The 20079-nt window shown below is 68.1% G+C and carries 15 protein-coding genes; 5 read left to right on the top strand and 10 right to left on the bottom strand.

All coding sequences use genetic code 11. The features are described from left to right. Positions 1-46: 46 nt before the first annotated feature. Positions 47-1837, bottom strand: coding sequence for a multicopper oxidase family protein (locus JWS14_RS23290; RefSeq protein WP_206014484.1), 1791 nt, complete (start codon positions 1835-1837; stop codon positions 47-49). A gap of 145 nt (positions 1838-1982) precedes the next feature. On the opposite strand from JWS14_RS23290, the gene JWS14_RS23285 reads away from it, so the two are divergent. Together JWS14_RS23285 and JWS14_RS23280 are read left to right on the top strand one after the other, a co-directional pair. Further along, on the top strand, positions 1983-2921 hold the full coding sequence (locus tag JWS14_RS23285) for a formylglycine-generating enzyme family protein (RefSeq protein WP_206014483.1): 939 nt from the start codon (positions 1983-1985) through the stop codon (positions 2919-2921). An 87-nt stretch (positions 2922-3008) separates the two neighbouring features. Next, positions 3009-3914: a hypothetical protein gene (locus JWS14_RS23280; protein ID WP_206014482.1), complete on the top strand. Its 906-nt coding sequence runs from the start codon at positions 3009-3011 to the stop codon at positions 3912-3914. Here JWS14_RS23280 and JWS14_RS23275 read toward each other — a convergent pair. The 8 genes from JWS14_RS23275 to JWS14_RS23240 all read right to left on the bottom strand — a co-directional run bounded on the left by JWS14_RS23275 (position 3861) and on the right by JWS14_RS23240 (position 12723). Beyond that, complete coding sequence (locus JWS14_RS23275) at positions 3861-4526, bottom strand: GAP family protein (protein WP_206014481.1); 666 nt, start codon at positions 4524-4526, stop codon at positions 3861-3863. The genes JWS14_RS23280 and JWS14_RS23275 overlap by 54 nt on opposite strands. A gap of 88 nt (positions 4527-4614) precedes the next feature. Beyond that, positions 4615-5736, bottom strand: a complete 1122-nt coding sequence (locus JWS14_RS23270; protein ID WP_206014480.1) for an alpha/beta hydrolase family protein — start codon at positions 5734-5736, stop codon at positions 4615-4617. A 78-nt stretch (positions 5737-5814) separates the two neighbouring features. Beyond that, positions 5815-6846 carry an aspartate-semialdehyde dehydrogenase gene (locus JWS14_RS23265; RefSeq protein WP_072938097.1) on the bottom strand — a complete coding sequence of 344 codons (1032 nt, stop codon included), beginning with the start codon at positions 6844-6846 and terminating at the stop codon, positions 5815-5817. A gap of 2 nt (positions 6847-6848) precedes the next feature. Further along, positions 6849-8114, bottom strand: coding sequence for an aspartate kinase (locus JWS14_RS23260; RefSeq protein WP_072938098.1), 1266 nt, complete (start codon positions 8112-8114; stop codon positions 6849-6851). Between the two features lie 95 nt (positions 8115-8209). Further along, positions 8210-9181 carry a hypothetical protein gene (locus JWS14_RS23255; RefSeq protein WP_206014479.1) on the bottom strand — a complete coding sequence of 324 codons (972 nt, stop codon included), beginning with the start codon at positions 9179-9181 and terminating at the stop codon, positions 8210-8212. A gap of 54 nt (positions 9182-9235) precedes the next feature. After that, positions 9236-10579, bottom strand: coding sequence for a DUF1254 domain-containing protein (locus JWS14_RS23250; RefSeq protein ID WP_241031448.1), 1344 nt, complete (start codon positions 10577-10579; stop codon positions 9236-9238). Next, entirely contained in the window at positions 10576-12288 is a 1713-nt protein-coding gene (locus tag JWS14_RS23245; RefSeq protein ID WP_206014478.1) for a SulP family inorganic anion transporter, read from the bottom strand. Before JWS14_RS23245 ends, JWS14_RS23250 begins: the two co-directional genes overlap by 4 nt. 12 nt (positions 12289-12300) lie before the next feature. Then, positions 12301-12723: a DUF7144 family membrane protein gene (locus tag JWS14_RS23240; protein ID WP_083395660.1), complete on the bottom strand. Its 423-nt coding sequence runs from the start codon at positions 12721-12723 to the stop codon at positions 12301-12303. A gap of 172 nt (positions 12724-12895) precedes the next feature. Here JWS14_RS23240 and JWS14_RS23235 point away from each other — a divergent pair, with 172 nt between their 5' ends. Together JWS14_RS23235 and JWS14_RS23230 are read left to right on the top strand one after the other, a co-directional pair. Further along, positions 12896-14020, top strand: a complete 1125-nt coding sequence (locus tag JWS14_RS23235; RefSeq protein WP_206014477.1) for an AI-2E family transporter — start codon at positions 12896-12898, stop codon at positions 14018-14020. Beyond that, positions 14017-15825, top strand: a complete 1809-nt coding sequence (locus JWS14_RS23230) for an alkyl/aryl-sulfatase (protein WP_095862935.1) — start codon at positions 14017-14019, stop codon at positions 15823-15825. The genes JWS14_RS23235 and JWS14_RS23230 overlap by 4 nt, the downstream gene beginning before the upstream one ends. Positions 15826-15894: 69 nt before the next feature. On the opposite strand, the gene JWS14_RS23225 is transcribed toward JWS14_RS23230, so the two are convergent. Next, positions 15895-17184, bottom strand: coding sequence for a M23 family metallopeptidase (locus tag JWS14_RS23225; protein ID WP_206014476.1), 1290 nt, complete (start codon positions 17182-17184; stop codon positions 15895-15897). 335 nt (positions 17185-17519) lie between these two features. Here JWS14_RS23225 and JWS14_RS23220 point away from each other — a divergent pair, with 335 nt between their 5' ends. Next, positions 17520-20072: a winged helix-turn-helix domain-containing protein gene (locus JWS14_RS23220; protein WP_206014475.1), complete on the top strand. Its 2553-nt coding sequence runs from the start codon at positions 17520-17522 to the stop codon at positions 20070-20072. The last annotated feature ends 7 nt before the right edge of the window (positions 20073-20079 follow it).

The following is a 20079-nucleotide window of genomic DNA, read 5'->3' as shown; positions in this document are numbered from 1 at the left end:
GGAATTTTGCAACAGCCCCCGGGACGTTAATAAGTACTCACGGGCCTCAGGGCACGAGGCGGTACCGCAGCATCATGTCGTGGTCCTCGTGGTCGAGCATGTGGCAGTGCCACACGTACCCCTGCAGGGGATGCGGGGACTGCTCCATGTGGCCGCCACCGGAGTGATCCATCGTGTGCGCCGCCGACATCCCGAACGTGGCGTCCGGGTCGAAGCCGAGTTCGTCCGCCGTCGGGAACCGGACGACGATCCGGGTGATCGAGTTCGCGTCCGCAATCACGGTGTCCTTGAACCCGGACTCCCACACCTGCGGCGCCAGGTTCGGCCCGAGAACGAACGGGTCCGCCGACGGCGTCCACCGCACCCCGACCGCGGGTACCGGGACGGCCTGCATCAGGGCGTTCGTGTCGATCGCCTGCCGTCCGATCACCCGGAACGTCACCAGATGCAGGTGGATCGGATGCGGTTCGGGCGTGACGTTGACGATGTTCCACTGCTCGACGGTCCCCTGCCGGGGCATCTCGATGTCGTCGGTCGTGTAGCGCAGGTTGTTCAGCGACATCAGCGGCGACGGCTGACCCAGACCCTGCGCGAGCTGCATCACCGACACGTTGCGCACCACCGACGGCCGCGCGACGGGCGGGAGCACGGCGAGGCCACGGCTTCCGCCCCGCAGCGTCTCCGGCACGCCACCGGTGAACCCGGCGGCGGGCCCCACCCGGAACCGGCAGAACCGCGGCATGATCTGCACGCCGCGTTGCGCGACCTGCGCCGGGATCGGCTCGTCGTTGCGCAGTTCCACCGTCGTACCCGGGGCGAGGGCCCCGAAGTCGACGAGGAGGTCCACCCGCTCCCCCGGTCCGAGGCGGACGTGGTCGGTGGCGACGGGCGCGTCGAGCAGCCCGCCCTCGGCGCCGATCACCCAGAACCTCATCCGGTTCTCGAAGAACAGATTCCACACGCTGAACGACGCGGCGTTCACCATCCGCAGCCGGTACAGGCCGCGCGCCACCGGCATCTCCGGCCACACCTTGCCGTTCACCACCCCCACGTCGCCGGGGGTGGCGGCCTCCCAGCTGCCCTGCGGATTCAGCGGGTTGGAGCGGACACTCTGCCGTCCGTCGTCGGTGAAGTTCTTGTCCTGCAACACCAGCGGCAGTTCGAACTCGCCCGCAGGCAGACCGAGCGGGTTGCCGGTCTGACCGGTGTCGTACTCGTCGCGCAGCAGGTACATGCCCGCCAGCCCTGCGTAGATGTTGAGCCGGGTGACGCCCATCGCGTGGTCGTGATACCAGAGCGCGCAGGCGTCCTGCCGGTTCGGGAACTCGTGCACCATCCCCTGTCCCGGCCGCATCGTGTCCTCGGGGTGTCCGTCGAACTCGGGGGGCGTCCGTCCGCCGTGCAGGTGCAGCGACGTCGGGACCTGGGTGCGGTCCTGCTCGCTCACGCCGTGGATCCGCGTGTCGACGTCGGCGGCGAGGGGGTTGCTCGTGATGTCGTTGCGGTAGGTCAGTGAGGTCCGTTCGCCGACGTGCGCCTCGATCGTCGGGCCCAGGTAATCCATGCCGCCGTAGCCGAGGGCCGGGGATGCAGGCAGGTCGGGATGGAACACGTGCATCGTGCTGCTCGCGTGCACCTCGACGGCGGTCCCGCCGAGCACCGGCAACGGCGGCAACTGTTCCCGGAACGGCTGCAGCGGCGGCGAGGAGAAGACGAACGGCCGCAGTGGATCGATCCCGAACGGGTAGGCGCTCGCCGACCCCGCTCCGACGGCGCCGAGCCCGGCCGTCAGCGCCAGACCACGCACGAACGACCTACGCGGAATTCGTCCATCCATACGGTGGAGCCCCCTGCACGATGCGACCAGCGCTGCGACTGGAGTAGCCGACTCGAGTAGCCGACGGTACCCCAACCGTCGCTGCGCGCACCCGGTTTACGGGCGCACCGTCGCACGACGGCCGTCGTCGTGCCAGTCTGACCCCATGACTCGTGCAGTTCCGAAGAACATGGCATGGATCCCCGGTGGCACCTTCTGGATGGGTTCGGAGGACTTCTACCCCGAGGAACGCCCCGTCCACCAGGTGACGGTCGACGGGTTCTGGATGGACTCGCACCAGGTCACCGTCGCCGAGTTCCGGCGGTTCGTGAAGGACACCGGCCACGTCACGACCGCCGAGATCGCCCCCGACCCCACCCAGTACCCCGGCGCGGATCCGGCGTTGCTCGTGCCCGGTTCGCTGGTGTTCACCCCGACCCCCGGCCCCGTGCCCCTCGACGACTTCACCCGCTGGTGGTCGTTCACGCCGGGCGCCGACTGGCGGCACCCGGAGGGTCCGGGCAGCAACGTCGGCGGACGCGAACGCCATCCCGTCACCCACGTGTCGTGGTTCGACGCCCGCGCCTACGCGGAGTGGGCGGGCAAGGACCTGCCGACCGAGGCCGAATGGGAGTTCGCCGCCCGCGGCGGCCTGGACCGGAAGCCGTTCGTGTGGGGCGACGAGCACGAACCGGGTGGCAGGCCCGGCGGAAACGTGTGGCAGGGGCAGTTCCCGTGGGAGAACCTCCTCGAGGACGGGTTCGCCGGGACGTCGCCGGTCGGCCATTTCCGGCCCAACGGTTACGGACTCGGCGACATGGCCGGCAACGTGTGGGAATGGACCACCGACTACTTCACCGCGGATCACTCCGCGGGCGGCAAGAACGTGGCACCCGCGAGTTCCTGCTGCATTCCGGCGAACCCCCGCATCGACACCGCTGTCGCCGCGGACCCGCACGAGCCGTACGCGCGCCGCGTGATCAAGGGCGGCTCGCATCTCTGCGCGCCCAACTACTGCCTCCGCTACCGGCCCTCGGCCCGGCAGGGTGACACCGAGGAGACGTCGACCTGCCACATCGGGTTCCGGTGCATCGTCCGCCCGTGACCGGACCCCGCGTTCTCACCTGACGCGGATGATGACAACCCGTCCGAATCGGTGTTCGCTCGAAGAGTGCGGTCGACGAAACTATCTGTGGCGCTGGCCAGGGAAGCTCTGGCCGCGCACACCGAAACGGCAAACGGCTGGCTCCAGGGGACCCCGCCCGGGCGCACGGTCCGGCGCATCATCGACGGGCTGGTGGGGATCGAACTCTTCGACAGGTCGATGACGCTCGCCGCCAGGATCTTCACGTCCGTGCTGCCCGTGATGATCGCGGCATCCACACTGAGCAGTTGGAACGTGACCGCAAGCACCATCAAGACCCAGTTCGGCTTCGACCCCACGGAACTGACATCCACCTCCGGCGACGTCGACACCACGAACCCCTCCTTCGCCGCGTTCGGGGTCGTCGGGCTGCTGATGATCGCGATCAGCGGCACGTCCTTCGCGCGGGCCCTCGCCCGGGTCTACGGCAAGATCTGGAACGTCCCGTCGATCAGCCTCCGAGACGCCTGGCGGTGGCTCGTCGTCCTGTTCGCCGTCGCGCTGTCGGGGACGGCGATCGGCCTGGCCAGCGAGCTCACGAACGTCCGGTTCATCGGGCCACCTCTCGCAGTCGCCGGGGAGTTCGCGGTGTGGATGGCCGTGTGGACCCTCAGCCCGTACCTGTTGACGATAGGCACCCTCAAGGGTCGCGTGCTCTGGGCGACCGGGATGCTGACCGCCGCCGCGCTCACCGCCCTCCACGTCGGCGGACGCCTCGTCCTGCCCCGGATCACCGCCGCCGCGCAACACCAGTTCGGGTCGCTCGGCCTGGTATTCACCGCGATCAGCTGGCTGTTCGTCCTGTCCGTCGTGATCGTAGGGTCCGCGGTGATCGTCAAGGCCATCGCGCTCGACGAGGGCTACGTCGGGCACTACCTGCGCGGACCGGACGCGGTCGCGTCAGAACAGGCCGCCGAGTCCCTTCCCGAGAACGACGGCGCCCATCACGAGTAGCAGCACGCTCATCACGGCGGCGTTGTTGGCCTGCAGCCAGACCTTGAGGCTGTCGAGGGTGCCGCGCATCCTGTCGGCGGCCACGGCGTACGCGACCACCGGGACGAGGACGGTCGACCCGGCCAGCACGGTGTACACGACCAGGGCCACCACCTGCTCTGCCCCGCTCACGCCGGCGGTGCCGATTCCGACGCCCGCGGACACGCAGAGCAGCAGGTTCTTGGGATTGATCGCCGCCAGCGCGAATGCGAGTCCCGTGGACTTCACGAAGTTCAGGTCGTCGATGGCCTGCATCCACTTCGGGGGTTCCGCGTCGGCGTTGCGACTTCGCCACTGCCGTCCCGCGAGCAGGAGCAGCAGCACACCCAGAACGACTTTCACCCACGACGCCGTCGCGGAAGGGCCGTCGGAGTCGGACGCGTCGACGCTGCCGGCGAGAAGCACGAAGATCCCTGTCGCGACGACGATGCCCAGGATCCAGCCGACACCGAAGCCCGCGCTCGCCCCGCCCGCACGCTTCGACAGCAACATGAGGATGACGGCGATGATCGGTATCGGCGAGATCGCGACACCCACCGCGAGCGGTAACAGTTCTCCGATGACTGAGCCCATGTCCGAACCGTAGGGTCGGGCGGCCGTGTCCGCCTCGCACGTCCCGGGTGAGGTGAGCGGCAAAGCGTGCTCGGGGACGCTTTGCCACTCACCTGGGGGACAGCACGCGCGCGGCGAACGCGAGGGACTCCGGCATGGAGGCCATCAGCGACCCGCGATGGTCCTCACCGACGAGTTGCTGGAATTCGACGTTCACCCCGTGCTGCCGCATCTCGGCGAGCTGCGCCCACGTCAACGGAATCGGCACCGACGCATCGGACAAACTGTGCACCACCCGCAGGGGACGGTCGAGGCCGTCGACGGGCACCTGCTGCATCTCCCGGAACAGCTCCCGGAACCGGTCGTTCCACAGCGGCGCCGCGAACAGGTCGCCGACCGACGTGGGGTGGGCGAGAAGGTACCGGCCGAGTTCGCGGCTGCACGTCACCTTCGCGAACTCCATCAGGTCGAGTCCCGTCGGCGACAGGTAGCGCCGGATGTCGACCTCGGGACGCTGGTCGTCGATACCGGCGAGGGTCAACAACGCGTAGTTCACGATTCCGGTGGTCGGCAGAGCCGGAACTGCGGGACCCGCGGCCGGGAAGAGCTGCTCGAGGTGGGTCGGCGCGGCCACGGCGACGGCGCCCCGGAAGTCGAGCGCGGGTGCCCGGGTGATGGCCTCGCGGGCGGCGAAGTAGGTCGCCTGCCCGCCCTGCGACAGTCCTGTAACGATCCACCGGTCGGCGAGCACGTCGCCGTAGACCTCGTGCGCGGCCAGGACGACGTCGACGGCGTTCGCGGCGGCCGCCGGACCGTCCAGATAGGCGTTGACACCCGCTGTGCCGATTCCCGCGTAATCCGTTGCCGCGACGGCATACCCGGCTGCGAGCCACTGCTCGATCGCGGGCAGCTCGACGTAGTTGAACCCGGCGACGGACGGTGCGCACTGATCGGCGACACCGACGGTGCCGTGGGCGTAGGACACCACCGGCCAGCCGCCGGCGGGCGGGTCGCCGTGGGGAAGGAAGACCGATCCGGTCGATTCACCGGTCGCGGTGGAGGTACGCAGGGTGGAGTACTGCACCCGGACGCTGTCTCCCGCCTGGGCGGGGACCGTACCGGAGGGCAGCTCCTCCTGCGACAGCAGGATCCCGGGCGGCTGCGCGGAGACCTCGGCCGCGCCGGTGAGCAGCAGCAGAACCGCCGCCACCGCAGCCCCGACCACTCTCATCGGCCCAGTATCCACCCGCAACCGACACGTGAGTGGCAAAGCGTGCGGGAGCACACTTTGCCACTCACGTCGGGGGAGCTAGACGAGCAGTTCGGCGATCTGAATGGTGTTGAGGGCGGCACCCTTACGCAGGTTGTCGCCGGACACGAACAGCGCCAGACCGCGACCCTCCGGGACACCCGGGTCCTGACGGATCCGCCCGACCAGCGACGGGTCGCTGCCCGCAGCCTGGAGCGGGGTGGGGACGTCCACGAGCTGCACACCGGGAGCCTTCGACAGGATCTCCTGCGCGCGTGCCACCGACAGCGGACGCTCGAACTCGGCGTTGATCGACAACGAGTGACCCGTGATCACGGGGACGCGGACGCACGTGCCCGACACCAGCAGGTCGGGCAGGCCGAGGATCTTGCGGCTCTCGTTGCGGAGCTTCTGGTCCTCGTCCGTCTCACCGCTGCCGTCGTCGACGATGGAGCCGGCCAGCGGCAGCACGTTGAACGCGATCGGTGCGACGTACTTGTTCGGGGCCGGGAAGTCGACGGCACTGCCGTCGTGGACCAGCTTCTCCGCGTCGCCGATGACGGCGCGGGCCTGGCCCACCAGCTCCTCGACACCGGCGATGCCGCTGCCGGAGACGGCCTGGTAGCTCGACACGATGAGACGCTGCAGTCCGGCCTCGTCGTGCAGGACCTTCAGCACCGGCATCGCGGCCATGGTGGTGCAGTTGGGGTTGGCGATGATGCCCTTCGGCGGGTTCTTCGCCTGCTCCGGGTTCACCTCGCTGACGACCAGCGGCACGTCGGGATCCTTGCGGAACGCCGAAGAGTTGTCGACGACGGTGGCACCGGCCGCCGCGAAGCGCGGGGCCTGCTCACGAGACAGCGTGGCACCGGCCGAGAACAGGGCGATGTCGATGCCCTTCAGGTCCTCGTCGGACGTCGCGGACGCGTCCTCGACGACGATCTCCTCGCCGCGGAACGGCAGCTTCTTGCCCGCCGACCGCGCGGAGGCGAAGAACCGCACCTTGTCCGCGGGGAAATTGCGTTCCTCGAGGAGGGTGCGCATGACGATGCCGACCTGTCCGGTGGCACCGACGACAGCGATGGTGGTCATGATTACCGTCCCGTTCCTGCGTGCACGACGGCTTCTTCGTCGCCGCCGAGCTCGAATGCATCGTGGATCGCCTTGACGGCCTTGTCCAGCTCCACGTCCTTGACGAGCACCGAGATGCGGATCTCCGACGTGGAGATGAGGTCGATGTTGACGCCGGCCTTCGCGAGCGCCTCACAGAATGTCGCGGTGACGCCCGGGTGGCTCTTCATGCCCGCACCGACCAGCGACACCTTGCCGATGTGGTCGTCGAACAGCACCTGCGTGAAGCCGATCTCGCCCTGCAGCTTGGTCAGCTTCTCGACCGCCCGCGGGCCGTCGGCCGTCGGCAGGGTGAACGTGATGTCCGTCTTGCCGGTCTCGACCTTCGAGATGTTCTGCAGCACCATGTCGATGTTGATCTCCGCATCAGCCACCGCGCGGAAGACCTGCGCGGCGTAACCGGGGGTGTCGGGCAGGCCGACGACGGTGATCTTGGACTCGCCGCGATCGTGCGCGACTCCGGTGATGATTGCCTCTTCCACGGGGATGTCCTCCATCGATCCGGACACGATGGTGCCCGGCTTGGTCGTGTATGACGAACGGACGTGCACAGGCACGTTGTAGCGGCGGGCGTACTCGACGCAGCGGAGCATGAGCACCTTCGCGCCGCACGCCGCGAGTTCGAGCATCTCCTCGAACGACACCGTCTCGAGCCGCTGCGCGTCGGGAACGATGCGCGGGTCGGCGGTGAAAATTCCGTCGACGTCGGTGTAGATCTCGCAGACGTCGGCCTCGAGGGCTGCGGCGAGGGCCACCGCGGTGGTGTCCGAACCGCCGCGCCCGAGGGTCGTCACGTCCTTGCTGTCCTGGCTGACGCCCTGGAATCCGGCGACGAGGACGATCGAGCCCTCGTCGAGCGCATCCCGGACGCGGCCCGGTGTGACGTCGATGATCTTGGCGTTGCCGTGAGCACCGGTGGTGATGACACCCGCCTGCGAGCCCGTGAACGAACGGGCCTCCGCACCGAGCGAATGAATTGCCATTGCGACGAGAGAATTGGAGATGCGCTCACCGGAGGTCAGCAGCATGTCCATTTCGCGGGCGGGTGGGGCTGGGCACACCTGCTGAGCCAGATCGAGCAGCTCATCAGTGGTGTCCCCCATCGCTGAAACCACGACGACGACATCGTTGCCGGCCTTCTTGGTCTCGACGATCCGTTCAGCCACTCGTCGGATTCTCTCGGCGGTTGCCACCGAGGATCCGCCGTACTTCTGGACGACGAGAGCCACGCGTTTCTACCTCCAGGTCGATGAATCTGTACTGGTCCAGCTGTCGAGCTTACCGGCGGAGTCCAATCTGATCCCGGGTGAGTCCGGTCGGACGCCTATCCGAACGCCGTGTTCGCGGCGTCCGCGACCCTTGCCACGGCGGCGCAGTTCGGGCCGTGAACAGTGACGACTGCACCCGCGTGGCCGAGCCTGCGGGTGAACTCGTCGACACCCGCTCCGGGCCGTGTGATGTCGATCGGCTCACCCATCGGGCTCGTCCACCGGCACCGGTCGCCGACCGTCTCCGGCTCGGCGGGAACAAGTGGTCTGTTTTCCTTCACCGGCGACATCGTGAACGACACGGTCACCTCGCTCCCGGGCACCCAATTCGGGTTCGGGAACAGGACGCAGTCGAACGGGGCAGGCGGCGACTCCGGATCGACGACGCGTCCGCCCGCCGTGGTCCCCAGCACGTCGAGGACTTCGCAGGGGTCGTGGACGGCGAGCGCCACCTGATCCGGGGAGCCGGCGTCGCGGGCGGGCAGCCCCGACCGCATCCTGTCGATCGCCGAGTCCAGTACCGCGTCGGCCAGCGGGCAGGCGTCCTGGCCCGCGACGGTTCCGGCGCGGACGGTCGCGGGCTGCCGTCCCACCTGTTCGTCGTCGATTCCGAGGGGCAGCCGGAAGACACGCTCGCACGTCCCGCGGGTCAGGTCGGCGCCCGCGCCGCGGTAGACGGTCATTCCGTCCACCGTCTCCGGCCGCGTCAGCGACGCGTCGGACAGCATCGACGGCAGCAGGGACACCTCCACATAGGTGGTGACGCCGTCGGGCCGCGTCATCAGCGCCGAGCACACCGGCAGTTGCACGGCCGACCCGTACTGCTGGACCGTCCCGGCGTGCCGCACCACCGCCTCGTCGAGCAGTCCGCACGGATCGGCGGCGCGGAGTTCATCCTCGACGTGGACGTGCCGCTGCTGGTCCGGACTCAGTTCCTGCAGCGGGGACGCTCCCGCGGTCCCCGACACGCTGTGCGCGCACCCGGACGTGATCGCGGCGCACAGGAGCGCCGCGGCGACTTTCTTCACTCGATCCCCCCTCGAATCGGCCCGAACACTACCGCCGATTCACTGTCTCCCGGATCACATGGTCTTCACGATCGGCGGGATCTCGAACGTTCCGTCGAACACCTCGGCCCGGGGGCTGTACATCCGCAGCATCGGCCGGAATCCCGCGTCCGGTGTGGGCAGCCAGTTGGCGCGGGCGACCGGGTCGGCCGGGGCGGTCGCGCCGAGCGTGATGGTCAGCGAACCGTCGTCGGCGAACACCAGTCCCGGGGTGCGGTCGCCGATCGAGTAGCGGTCGAGGGGATTGTCGACGAGAAAGAACTCCGGGAGGTCGTACATGGTGATCGACCAGAACGCGTCGACGGGCGGGGTCGGCGCGAACGTGAGTGTGTAGGTGTGTTCGCCGGACAGTTCGTTGCCTTCGCTGTCGTGGTAGATCGGCGCGTATGCGGCCTCGTAGCCGTGGTTGCCCCACAGTCCCGCCATCGCGGCGCCGGCCCGCAGTCCCAGTGCCTTCGAGCGGTCCTCGATCCGCCACTCGGGTGAGTTCACGGTGCCGACCTCGAAGAAGTCGTCGTTGTAGTCGAAGGCGTGGTACATCAACTGCCAGCCGTTGACGACCGCCGCACCGGCGCCCGATTTCAGTGCGGCAACCAACGATCGGTGCCCGGCCTCGGCGCCCGCCGTGAGGACGGACGCGAGGTCCGGCGGCGCCTCGAGGTACGGCGACGCCCCGGTCTCGAGCAACCCGAGTGGGGCGAACATCTGCTCGGCGATCAGGTCCTGCGCGGCGGGCGGGTACGCCTGCGAATACACCCGCAGCTTCTCCCAGAACCGAAGGTCCTCGGGGACGTTCGGGTCGGGCGCGGGCAGACCGACCACCTGTGCCTGGTCGCCGACAGGTTCCAACGTCAGGGCCGACTGCAGTGCCTTCACCCGCTCCAGATCGGCCTCGCCGTCGCAGGCCCAGCGGCCGACGATGGTGCCCACCGACGTGGGGAACGCGATCCGCGTCGCGCCGGCGGGGACCTCGCCGGACCACCCGGGGCCGGTCAGCAGATAACGGCCGGCCGCCGTTCCCGTCGCGCGTTTGCCGACGTACGCGAAATTGTCGGTCCACGCGTCGACGAACTGCAGCACGTAGTACGCGCCGCCGCTGTCGGGCACCCGGAGCAGTTGCGGTCCGTGGCCGAGGTCGATCTGGGCGATCGAGTAGACGGTGTCGTTGTTGACCGAGACGAACGTGTCCCGCGGCCCGGCGAGTGTGCGGGCATGGCTGAACGTGTTGAAGGGTCCCGCGTCGAGGCTCCCCATCCCCTCCGACACGAAGCGGTTCACCTGGTCGAGATCGAACACCAGCGGAAACCCGTACACCCACGCCTTCGCGGCGAGTTCCTGCAATTCTGCGCTGACGGTCACGAATCCTCCTCTGGCCGTTTCCGGCTCACATCGGCAAGTGCTTCCCGCACGGTCGGGTACAGGCCGACGGGTGAAGTTCCGGAGTCCGCCCGGCGCATCGTGTCGCGGAACTGGCCGATGTCGCGGGCGACCCGGAGGTCGACGCCCTTGCGTTTCAGGGCGTCCCGCAGTTGCCCGAGCATCTGCGCCGCACTGACGTCGATGAACGGGGACGTCTCCGCGTCAAGCACCACCGTCCTGGTGTCGTCGGTGCACAGTTCTTCGATGCGGTCCTTCACGTGATCGGCGTTGGCGAAGAACAATCCGGACTCCACCCGCACGACCACCACGTGCGGGGTGGAGGGCAGTTCGGGGTGGCGTTCGGCGTCCACCCACAGCGACCCGTCCTTCACGAGCGCCGCGACGTGCGGGCGGGAGGCCCGGTAGAGCAGCAGGAGCATGGAGACGCCGATGCCGATGACCAGCCCGGGCAGGGTGTCGAACAGCAGGACGCCCACCATCGCCGCGAGAGCCGCCGCGAAGTCGGCGCGCGCGGCGTGGCCGTAGATGCTGCCCAGCCGCCTCGTCCACACCCCGTACAGCCCGCGGAGCGCGGCGATGTCGACGAGTTCGACGACGGCGGCGATCACCACCGCGGCCAGGGTCGCTTCGGGCAGGTTCTCGAAGAGGCCGGTGAGGAACAGCAGCGTGACCACGGTCAGCGCGGCGACGACGAGACCGCTGACCTGAGATTTGGCGCCCGCCCCTCCATTCACCGCCGTCTTGGAGAGGCTGCCGTTGACCACCATTCCCGAGCACAGCCCGGAACCGAGGTTTGCGGTGCCGAGGCCGAGAAGTTCCCGGTTCGGGTCGATCTCGTAGCCTTCCTTCGCCGCGTATGTCTTCGCGGCGCCGAGACCTTCGGCGAAGCCGATCAGCAGCACCCCGACCGCCGGACCCAGCAGGTCCACGTAGTCGTCGAACCCGACTCCGGCCGGCAGACCGAGCGAGGGCAGACCCGGATCGATGTGACCGACGATGTCGACGCCCCGGTCGTCCAGCCCGAACAGCGACACCGCCGCGATCCCGAGGAGCACGGCGAGCAGGGATCCCGGGACCAGCGGCAGCCAGCGTTTGAACCCGAGCACCACCACCAGGCTGAGACCGCCGACGACGAGCGTCACCCAGTGCAGGTCCCCGAGATGGGTGAGCACCCCCCAGGCCTGTTCGAAGAAGTTGCCCTTCTCCTTCTCCACTCCGAACAGCGCGGGCACCTGTCCGATGATGATGGTGAGGGCGAGGCCGACGATGAAGCCCTTCAGCACCGGCTCGGAGATGAACGAGGCGATGAATCCGAGGCGCAGCAGACCGGCCAGCAGCCCCGCGATCCCGGTGGCGATCGCGAGGACGGCGGACAGCGCTGCATACTTTCCGCCGTCCGCACCGGCCAGCGGCGCGACGATCGCCGCCGACAGGGCTGCGGTCGCCGACATCGGACCCACCACGAGGTGACGCGAACTGCCCGCCGCCGCGTACAGGATCAGTGCCGGGACCGCCGCGTAGAGGCCGACGACCGGTGGCACCCCCGCGATGGTCGCGTAGGCCAGTGCCTCCGGGACCAGCACCGCCCACACGGTCAGGCCCGCGATCACATCGGGCCTGACCCACCCCCGTTGGTAGTCCCGCAGCGAGCCGAACACCGGCCAGGTGCCGGTCACGGTACTCACCACGTCGTCATCGTCCTAGTCCCTGGCGGTGTCCCAGGTGGTGACCGCCCAGATCACGACGACGTCGAGTGCGATGATCAGAATCGACCACAGCGGGTAGTAGGGCAGCCACAGGAAGTTGGCGAGGATCGACAGCGCGGCGATGCAGACCGCGACGACGCGAGCCCACGTGGCGCCCGTCATCAGTCCGATCGCGCTGATGGCCAGGACGACGCCCAGCACGATGTGGATCCAGCCCCACGCGGTGGTGTCGAACTGGTAGGTGTACTGGACGCCGATGACCAGCAGATCGTCGGACGCGACTGCGGCGATGCCCTGGAAGAACGAGATCACGCCGACGGTCAGCAGCAATATCGCCGCTGCCAGTGAAGTTCCTGCTGCAAAACCCTGTTTCACAGGGCTGTCCGTCCTGGACTCCGGGGTAGTCGTCATGTCCATGCCCTTCTCGAAAGTGTGTTTGCGAACAGTCGAATCGTCCGACCCCCGGCGGGGGGAGGCATCATCCGCGCCGGGTGATCCTCATCTGCAACGGATGATGTGACGCCGACGCGCCGGTGCAAGAGTCGAATCGGGGCATCCCGGAACCCCCGGCGTTGCGAAGGGACACGCGATGATCGATCCGCAGGACGTATCCGGCGCGGAGCCGGACTCTCGGTGGTCGATGCCGCGGGGCCTGATCGTGATCCTCGGACTGGCCGCGCTCGTCGTCACCGTGGCCGGGATCCAGGTGGCGGCACCGATCCTCGCCCCGATCTTCCTCGCCCTCATGCTCACCGTCGCGGTCCATCCGCTCCCCGTATGGCTGCACGGGAAGGGCGTGCCCGCGTGGCTCGCGACGATCGCCGCGATCCTGGTCGTCAACGGCATCCTCGTCGTACTCGTGCTGTCGCTGGCGCTGTCGGTCGCGCAGCTCGCCACGCTGCTCCCGCAGTACGCGGACGACTTCACGTCCCTCATCGACGACGCTCAGAGCTTCCTGAACAGCAACGGCGTGAACTCCGCCAGCGCCCAGACCATGCTCTCCCAGGTGGATTACGCCACGGTGTTCGGTTTCGTGGACGGCATCCTGCAGGCGATGCTGGGAATCTTCTCGAACCTGCTGTTCCTCGCCGCCCTCCTGCTGTTCATGGCGGTCGACGGAAGCTCCTACGGTTCGCGGATGGGCATCGTCACGCGGATGCGCCCCGACATCGCCACCGCCCTCTCCGCCTTCTCCCTCGGCACCCGCAAGTACCTGGTCGTGACCACCGTCTTCGGATTGATCGTCGCGGTCATCGACACCGGGGCACTGTGGGCACTGGGGATTCCGCTGCCGGTCCTGTGGGGCCTGCTGTCGTTCATCACCAACTACATCCCGAACGTCGGCTTCGTTCTCGGACTCGTCCCACCCGCCCTGCTCGCGCTGCTGCAGGGCGGTCCGGGACTGATGCTGACGGTCATCGTCCTGTACAGCGTCATCAACGTCATCATCCAGTCCGTGATCCAGCCCAAGTTCGTCGGGGACGCCGTCGGCCTGTCCGTGACCTTCACGTTCCTGTCGCTGGTGTTCTGGACGTGGATCCTCGGACCGCTCGGCGCGATCCTCGCCATCCCGCTGACGCTGATGGCGAAGGCACTGCTGATCGACATCGACCCGTCCACGAGGTGGGTCAACACGATCCTCAGCAGCTCTCCCACACCCCCGGCACCGGCCACCACCCCCACCCCGCCACGACACGAGAAGGAAGAACCATGACACCCGACTTCTCCGACACCACCGATTTCGAGGACGCCGACCGCGGTTTCGTCGACCGTCTCGACCCCTGCACCGTCACGGACGCGGACGGTCGCGCGGTGTGGGACATGCAGGAGTATGCGTTCCTGTCCGGCGACTGCCCGGACACGGCCGACCCGAGTCTGTGGCGGCAATCGCAACTGTGCGCGAAGGACGGTCTGTACGAGGTCACCGAGGGCATCTACCAGCTACGCGGAATCGACCTGTCCAACATGACGATCGTCGAGGGCGAGACAGGTGTCCTGGTGATCGACCCGCTCATCTCGCAGGAGACCGCGGCCGCCGCGCTCGCGCTGTACCGGAAGAACCGGGGCGACCGGCCCGTCACCGGCGTCATCTACACGCACTCCCACATCGACCACTTCGGCGGTGTCTTCGGCGTCCTCCCGGACGGTCGCGGCGACGTCCCGATCCTCGCCCCCGAAGGGTTCCTCGAACACGCGGTCTCCGAGAACATCTACGCCGGAACGGCAATGGGCAGGCGCGCCACCTACATGTACGGACCGCTGCTGCCCAAGGGTCCGCGCGGGCACCTCGGTGCGGGGCTCGGAACGAACACGTCGACCGGCAGGCCGGGGCTGATCCCGCCGACCGTCGACATCACCCACACCGGTCAGGAGGAGACCGTCGACGGCATCCGGATCCTCTTCCAGGTGACACCGGGAACGGAGGCGCCCGCCGAGATGAACTTCCTGTTCCCGGACCACCGGGCACTGTGCATGGCGGAGAACGCCACCCACAACCTGCACAATCTCCTCACGTTGCGCGGCGCACTGGTCCGCGATCCCCGCGCCTGGTCGCGGTATCTCGACCAGGCGATCGAGATGTTCGATGGCGGCTACGACGTCGCGTTCGCGTCCCACCACTGGCCGACGTGGGGTCGCGACCGGGTGGTGAAATTCCTGTCGGAGCAGCGCGACCTGTACCAGTACCTGCACGACCAGACGCTGAGAATGCTCAACGCAGGACTGACCGGGATCGAGATCGCCGAAAACTTCCCGCTGCCGCCCGCCCTCGAATCCGCCTGGCATGCGCGCGGGTACTACGGCTCGGTCAGCCACAACGTGAAGGCGATCTACCAGCGGTACATGGGCTGGTTCGACGGCAACCCGACGTCGCTGTGGCAGCATCCACCCGAAAGCGTGGCCACCCGCTACGTCGAGTGCATGGGCGGCCAGGACGAGGTCCGGTCGAAGGCGACGCAGTACCTCGAGCGCGGAGACCTGCGGTTCGCGGCCGAACTGCTCAAGCACGCCGTGTTCGCCGACCCCTCCGACGACGCGGCCAAGGACCTGCTGGCCCGCACGTACGAGCAACTCGGGTTCGGCGCAGAGAACGCGACGTGGCGCAACTTCTACCTCACCGGGGCACTCGAACTGCGCGGCGGCATCGTCGCCCCGCCGCTCAGCGACCTCGGCGCGGACATGCTGAGCGCCCTGACGATCGACCAGATCTTCGACTCCGTCGCCCTCCGCATCAACGGCCCGCGGGCCTGGGACGCGACCCTCGTCGCGGAGTGGCACTTCACCGAACCCGAAGCGCACTACCGGACGACGTTGTCCAACGGCGCGCTCATCCAGACGGTCGCGCCGAGGACGCCGACGCAACCGGACGTCACGCTGACCCTGACGAAGATGCAATTGCTCGCCCTGTTCGCCGGCCGGGGTCTGGAGGGCATCGAGGTGACGGGTGACCCGTCGAAACTCCTCGCCCTCACCGAATTGCTCGACCCGCCCGACAACGCGTTCCCGATCGTCACGCCGTAGGCGCTCCGCGCCCGTGCGCCTTTCTGGTTGTTTCCAGCTACCAGAAAGGCGCACGGGCGGCGGAGCCGCCTATCCGAAGTCGACGATCGCGAGGTTGCTCGGAAGCTGATCCGTCCGCGGCTCACCGCTGGGCAGTTTTCCCTGCAGGAACTGCCCCGACAGGTAGTCGTCCGCGTCGAGGATCTGCTTCGGCGCCACCTGCCCCTCGTATTCAAAGCTGTCGAAGACGTACGGCAGGGAGTCGGCGTAGAGCAGGCTCGGGCCGTTCATAAGCTGGAAGTGCAGGTGCGACGCGTTGGCGTTGCCGGTGTTCCCGAGTTTCGCGAGGGTGTCGCCCTTCGAGACCTTGTCCCCGGGCTTGACGAGCAGCGAACCCTCGATGAAGTGCGCGTACATCGCGTAGACGCCGCCCCCGAGGTCGAGGACGACGTGGTTTCCGTCGACGTTCTCGACGGTGAGTTTCGCGGCGAGTTCCGGCACCTCGGCGGGCAGTGTGCCCGGGGCGTTGGCGGGCACGTTGTCGAGCGTGGCCACGACCGTTCCGTCGGCGACGGCGTACACGTCGGACCCGTAGTCGACGTAGCTTTCGTTCTTCGTCCGGTCGCCGGTGTAGAACTCGCCCTGGTCGTTGGTGCGTTTCCAGTCGATCGCGAACCGCTGACTGTTGTTGATCTTGCCGTCGACCGGGAGCGGCGACGTCCGGTGCGGGAAGCCCGGCAGGCAGCAGCCGTTGAGGGCAATCCAGTTGTCGCCCTTCAGCGGTGGCGAGATGACGCGTGGGGTCCCGGCATCGATGTCGAGGGCGGTGGTCAGATAGTCGACGGCGGACGGTTCCCGCGACGACGGAGCCGCGGCGGCGCTGCCGTAGAGGTGGTGGAGCACCGCCTTCGGGGCCTGATCGAGCGAGTCGAACGTGTAGTCGACGAACACGATGCGACTTTCCTGCGGCGGAATCGCCGTGGAGGTGGCGGCCGGCGCGGTGAGCATCCGCAACCGGTTGCAGTCGCCGTACGGACAATTCGGCTCGACGAGCGCCGCACCGGAGAACGACGCGATCACCTTCGCCGGGTCGGTCCCGTCGACGACGTCCAGTTTGTCGAGGGTCGCCGGGACGGGTGTCGCGTTCGTCAACTGGAGGTCGTAAGCGACGTGGTACTTCCCGTCGGTTCCCGGGAACGGGAAGGTCGGATCACCGATCGGGGTGAGGATCAGTCCCGTGTAGGCGTCGGGCACGGTGACCGCGCCGGTCCCGCCTGCCGTCGTCGGCGACGCGCTCGTCTCCAGCGCATCGTCGCTGGTCGAGCACCCCGCAGCGACGAGTGCGATCGACATCATCAGCCCGGCCACTGCCAACTTCATGGTCACTCCATTCAGGCACTTCGCCGCTGCCGTGTGCTCTCCGACGTGGCCATGGTCCGCCGATCCGCCGGCTACGGATTCACCCGTCTCGTGTGAACTTCGGATTGCTGCCGGTTTGCGGAAACCACGTTCATCCACACAGAACACCGGGTTCTCGCTAAAATCATCGCACCGGCTTACTGCGTCGGAGATTGACGTTTGTCGAAGATCGTTTCTCGGTGCAGCGAGAATTGGGGGTCGGCGTGGCGGCAGCACCGCTCGGGGAATTTCATCTGAGTACTCGAATACCTTCGAGTGCAGGGGGTCGAACGGTCACCCGGACCCGCCTGCACACCATGCTCACCGACGCGCTCACCGACGAGACCCACCCCTATCCGGTCGCGCTGGTCTGCGCGCCTGCCGGGTCGGGAAAGACGCGGGCGGTGGCCGACTGGGCGCGGGAGTTGCTGGCCGCCGACGACGCTCCGACCATTGCCTGGCTCACGATCGAGGAGCGGCACAACGACCTCGACGTCGTCCACCGGGCGATCCTCCGCGCGCTCACCGACTCCGGAAATCCTCGTCTGCAGAAGGCGTGCGCCGGGCTCGTTTCCGAGTCACCGGACCTCGGCGCCACATTGTCGGCCGCGTTGCACGAACTCGGCGAGAACATCTGGATGATCATCGACGACGCCCATCTCCTGCGCGACACCGACGTGCTCACCGACCTCGAGTCGTTCATGCGCTGGCAACCACCGATGCTGCGGACGGTCATCGTCGGACGGTTCGAGCCGCCGCTCGCGCTGCAGCGGCTTCGCCTGGACGGCAGGCTGTTCACGCTCACGGCAACGGATCTCGCCTTCACGTCCGACGAGTCCGCCGAGATGCTCGACGAGCACGGCGTGGTGCTGTCCCCGGACGATCTCGACGCCCTGATGGTTCGCACGGAGGGCTGGGCTGCCGGAATCCGGCTGGCGGGAATGTCTTTGGAAGGACATCCGGATCCGAGCCGATTGATCGCCGAGTTCTCGGGCGACCGCCGGGCCGTCGCCGACTATCTCATCGAGGAGGTCCTCGCCGGCCAGACCGACGAGATGCGCGAGTTCCTCCTGCGCACGTCCGTCCCCGTCTCGTTCACGGTCGAACTCGCCGAGAAACTCACGGGCTGCACCGACGCGCACGGCAACATCGATTGGCTCGAGCACCACAATTTCCTGATCAGCCGGATCACCGAGAACCCCACGCACTACCGCTACCACCCGCTGCTGCGCAGCTATCTGCGCGCGGAGATCAGCCGGATCGGCCACGTCGAAGTCGAGCATCTCGAATTGACGGCGGCCCACTGGCACGACGAATTCGGGGATGCACTGCTCGCACTCGAACACGCGGTGAACTCCGGTGATCACGACGAGATCGTGGCTCTGCTGGCCCGGACGTCGCTGCCCCTGATCATCGGCGGCCACGGCGAGGCCGTCGACCGGATTCTCACGAGGGCGCCCCGTGCGTCGCAGGACCATCCGTCGGCGCGGCTGCTCCGCGCCGCCGCCGCGCTCGCCTCGGGAAACATCCCGGTGGCCACGTCCACCCTCGAACTCCTCGACCGCAGGAAGTCGGGTCTGCTGGTGGACGGCGCCACCGAATCCCGGGTGCACCTGCTGCTCCGCGAATCGCTGCGGGTGCAGACCGCGATCGGCACCGGCGACATCGAGACCGCGCTGAAGCGGCTGCAGAGCGTGGGCGGCGGATCGAGCGGCGACCCCGATCTCGATGCGTTCGTCCTGCTCCAGGAAGGGCGTGCGCTGCTCTTCCTCGGACGGGACGACGAGGCGGAGGCCGTGCTCGGGAGGTCGCTCGCGCACGCGAGGCTCGGCGACGCACCGTTGAGCGTCATGTACTGCCTGGGGACTCTCGCCGCCGTCTCGATGTCGCGGGGGGACGTGACGGTGGCGTCCGAGCTGGTGGACGAGGCCCTGACGATCGGCCGGACGCAGTCGGCGACGAGCGATCCGACGTTCCAGTTGACGAAGCTCATCGACTCCTGGTGCCGCTACATGCGGATGGACCCCGACGCCGCCCGCGTCGCCGCCGAATCCGCCGAGGCGTTGCGTCGCGCGAGCACCGGAACCGCCGGTCTCGCCGACGGCGCCGCGGCCCTGTTCGGTCTCGACGAGTCCGAACACCGGCACGGTTCGGTGACGATGGTGCATGCGGACAGCCCCGTGTCGTCCGCGCTGCCGATGCCGCCGGGAATCCGGGCGGTGCTGCTGCCCGCCATCCAGTACGCGTATCTGTCCGCCGGTGAGATCGGGTGGGCGCACGAGTTGGCCACCGAGGCGCAGGCCTTCCTCGGGCCCACCGGCGACACACCCCTCGTCGAGGCGATCATTCACCTGCACCTGCACCGCCTCGACCTGGCCCGCCGGACGATCCAGCCGGTCCTGGACGGTGAACTGGAATGCGCCGCGGGCACCAACCTGATCGCGGCGTGGCTCGTGGACGCGTCGATCGCGCTTGCCCGCAAACATGATTCGCGCGCCCACAGCGCACTCACCGAGGCGTTGCGTCTCGCGGAGCCGCAGTCGGTGCTGCGTCCGTTCCACGACTGCGGACCACAGATCCGGGATCTCCTCGTGCGGAGCACCGGCCGGTTCGGGGTCCTCGAACCGTTCGCGGAGAGGCTCCGCGCGTCGTTTCCGCGGTCGGAGAGCACGGCATCCGACATGCTCACTCCCCGTGAACTGGAACTCCTCGTGGAGCTTCCGTCGTGGCGCACCGCCGAGCAGATCGCGGCCGACCTGTGCGTGTCGGTGAACACGGTGAAGACGCATCTGCGCGGGATCTACCGCAAACTCGGCGTCACGTCCCGCCGCGACGCGATCGCCGCCGCGCAACACAACGGTTTGCTCTGAGACGGTT

Source organism: Rhodococcus koreensis, assembly GCF_017068375.1.
Lineage (GTDB): Bacteria > Actinomycetota > Actinomycetes > Mycobacteriales > Mycobacteriaceae > Rhodococcus_F > Rhodococcus_F koreensis.
Note: the sequence above shows the minus strand (reverse complement) of the source record. Positions and strands in the feature narration are given on the sequence as shown.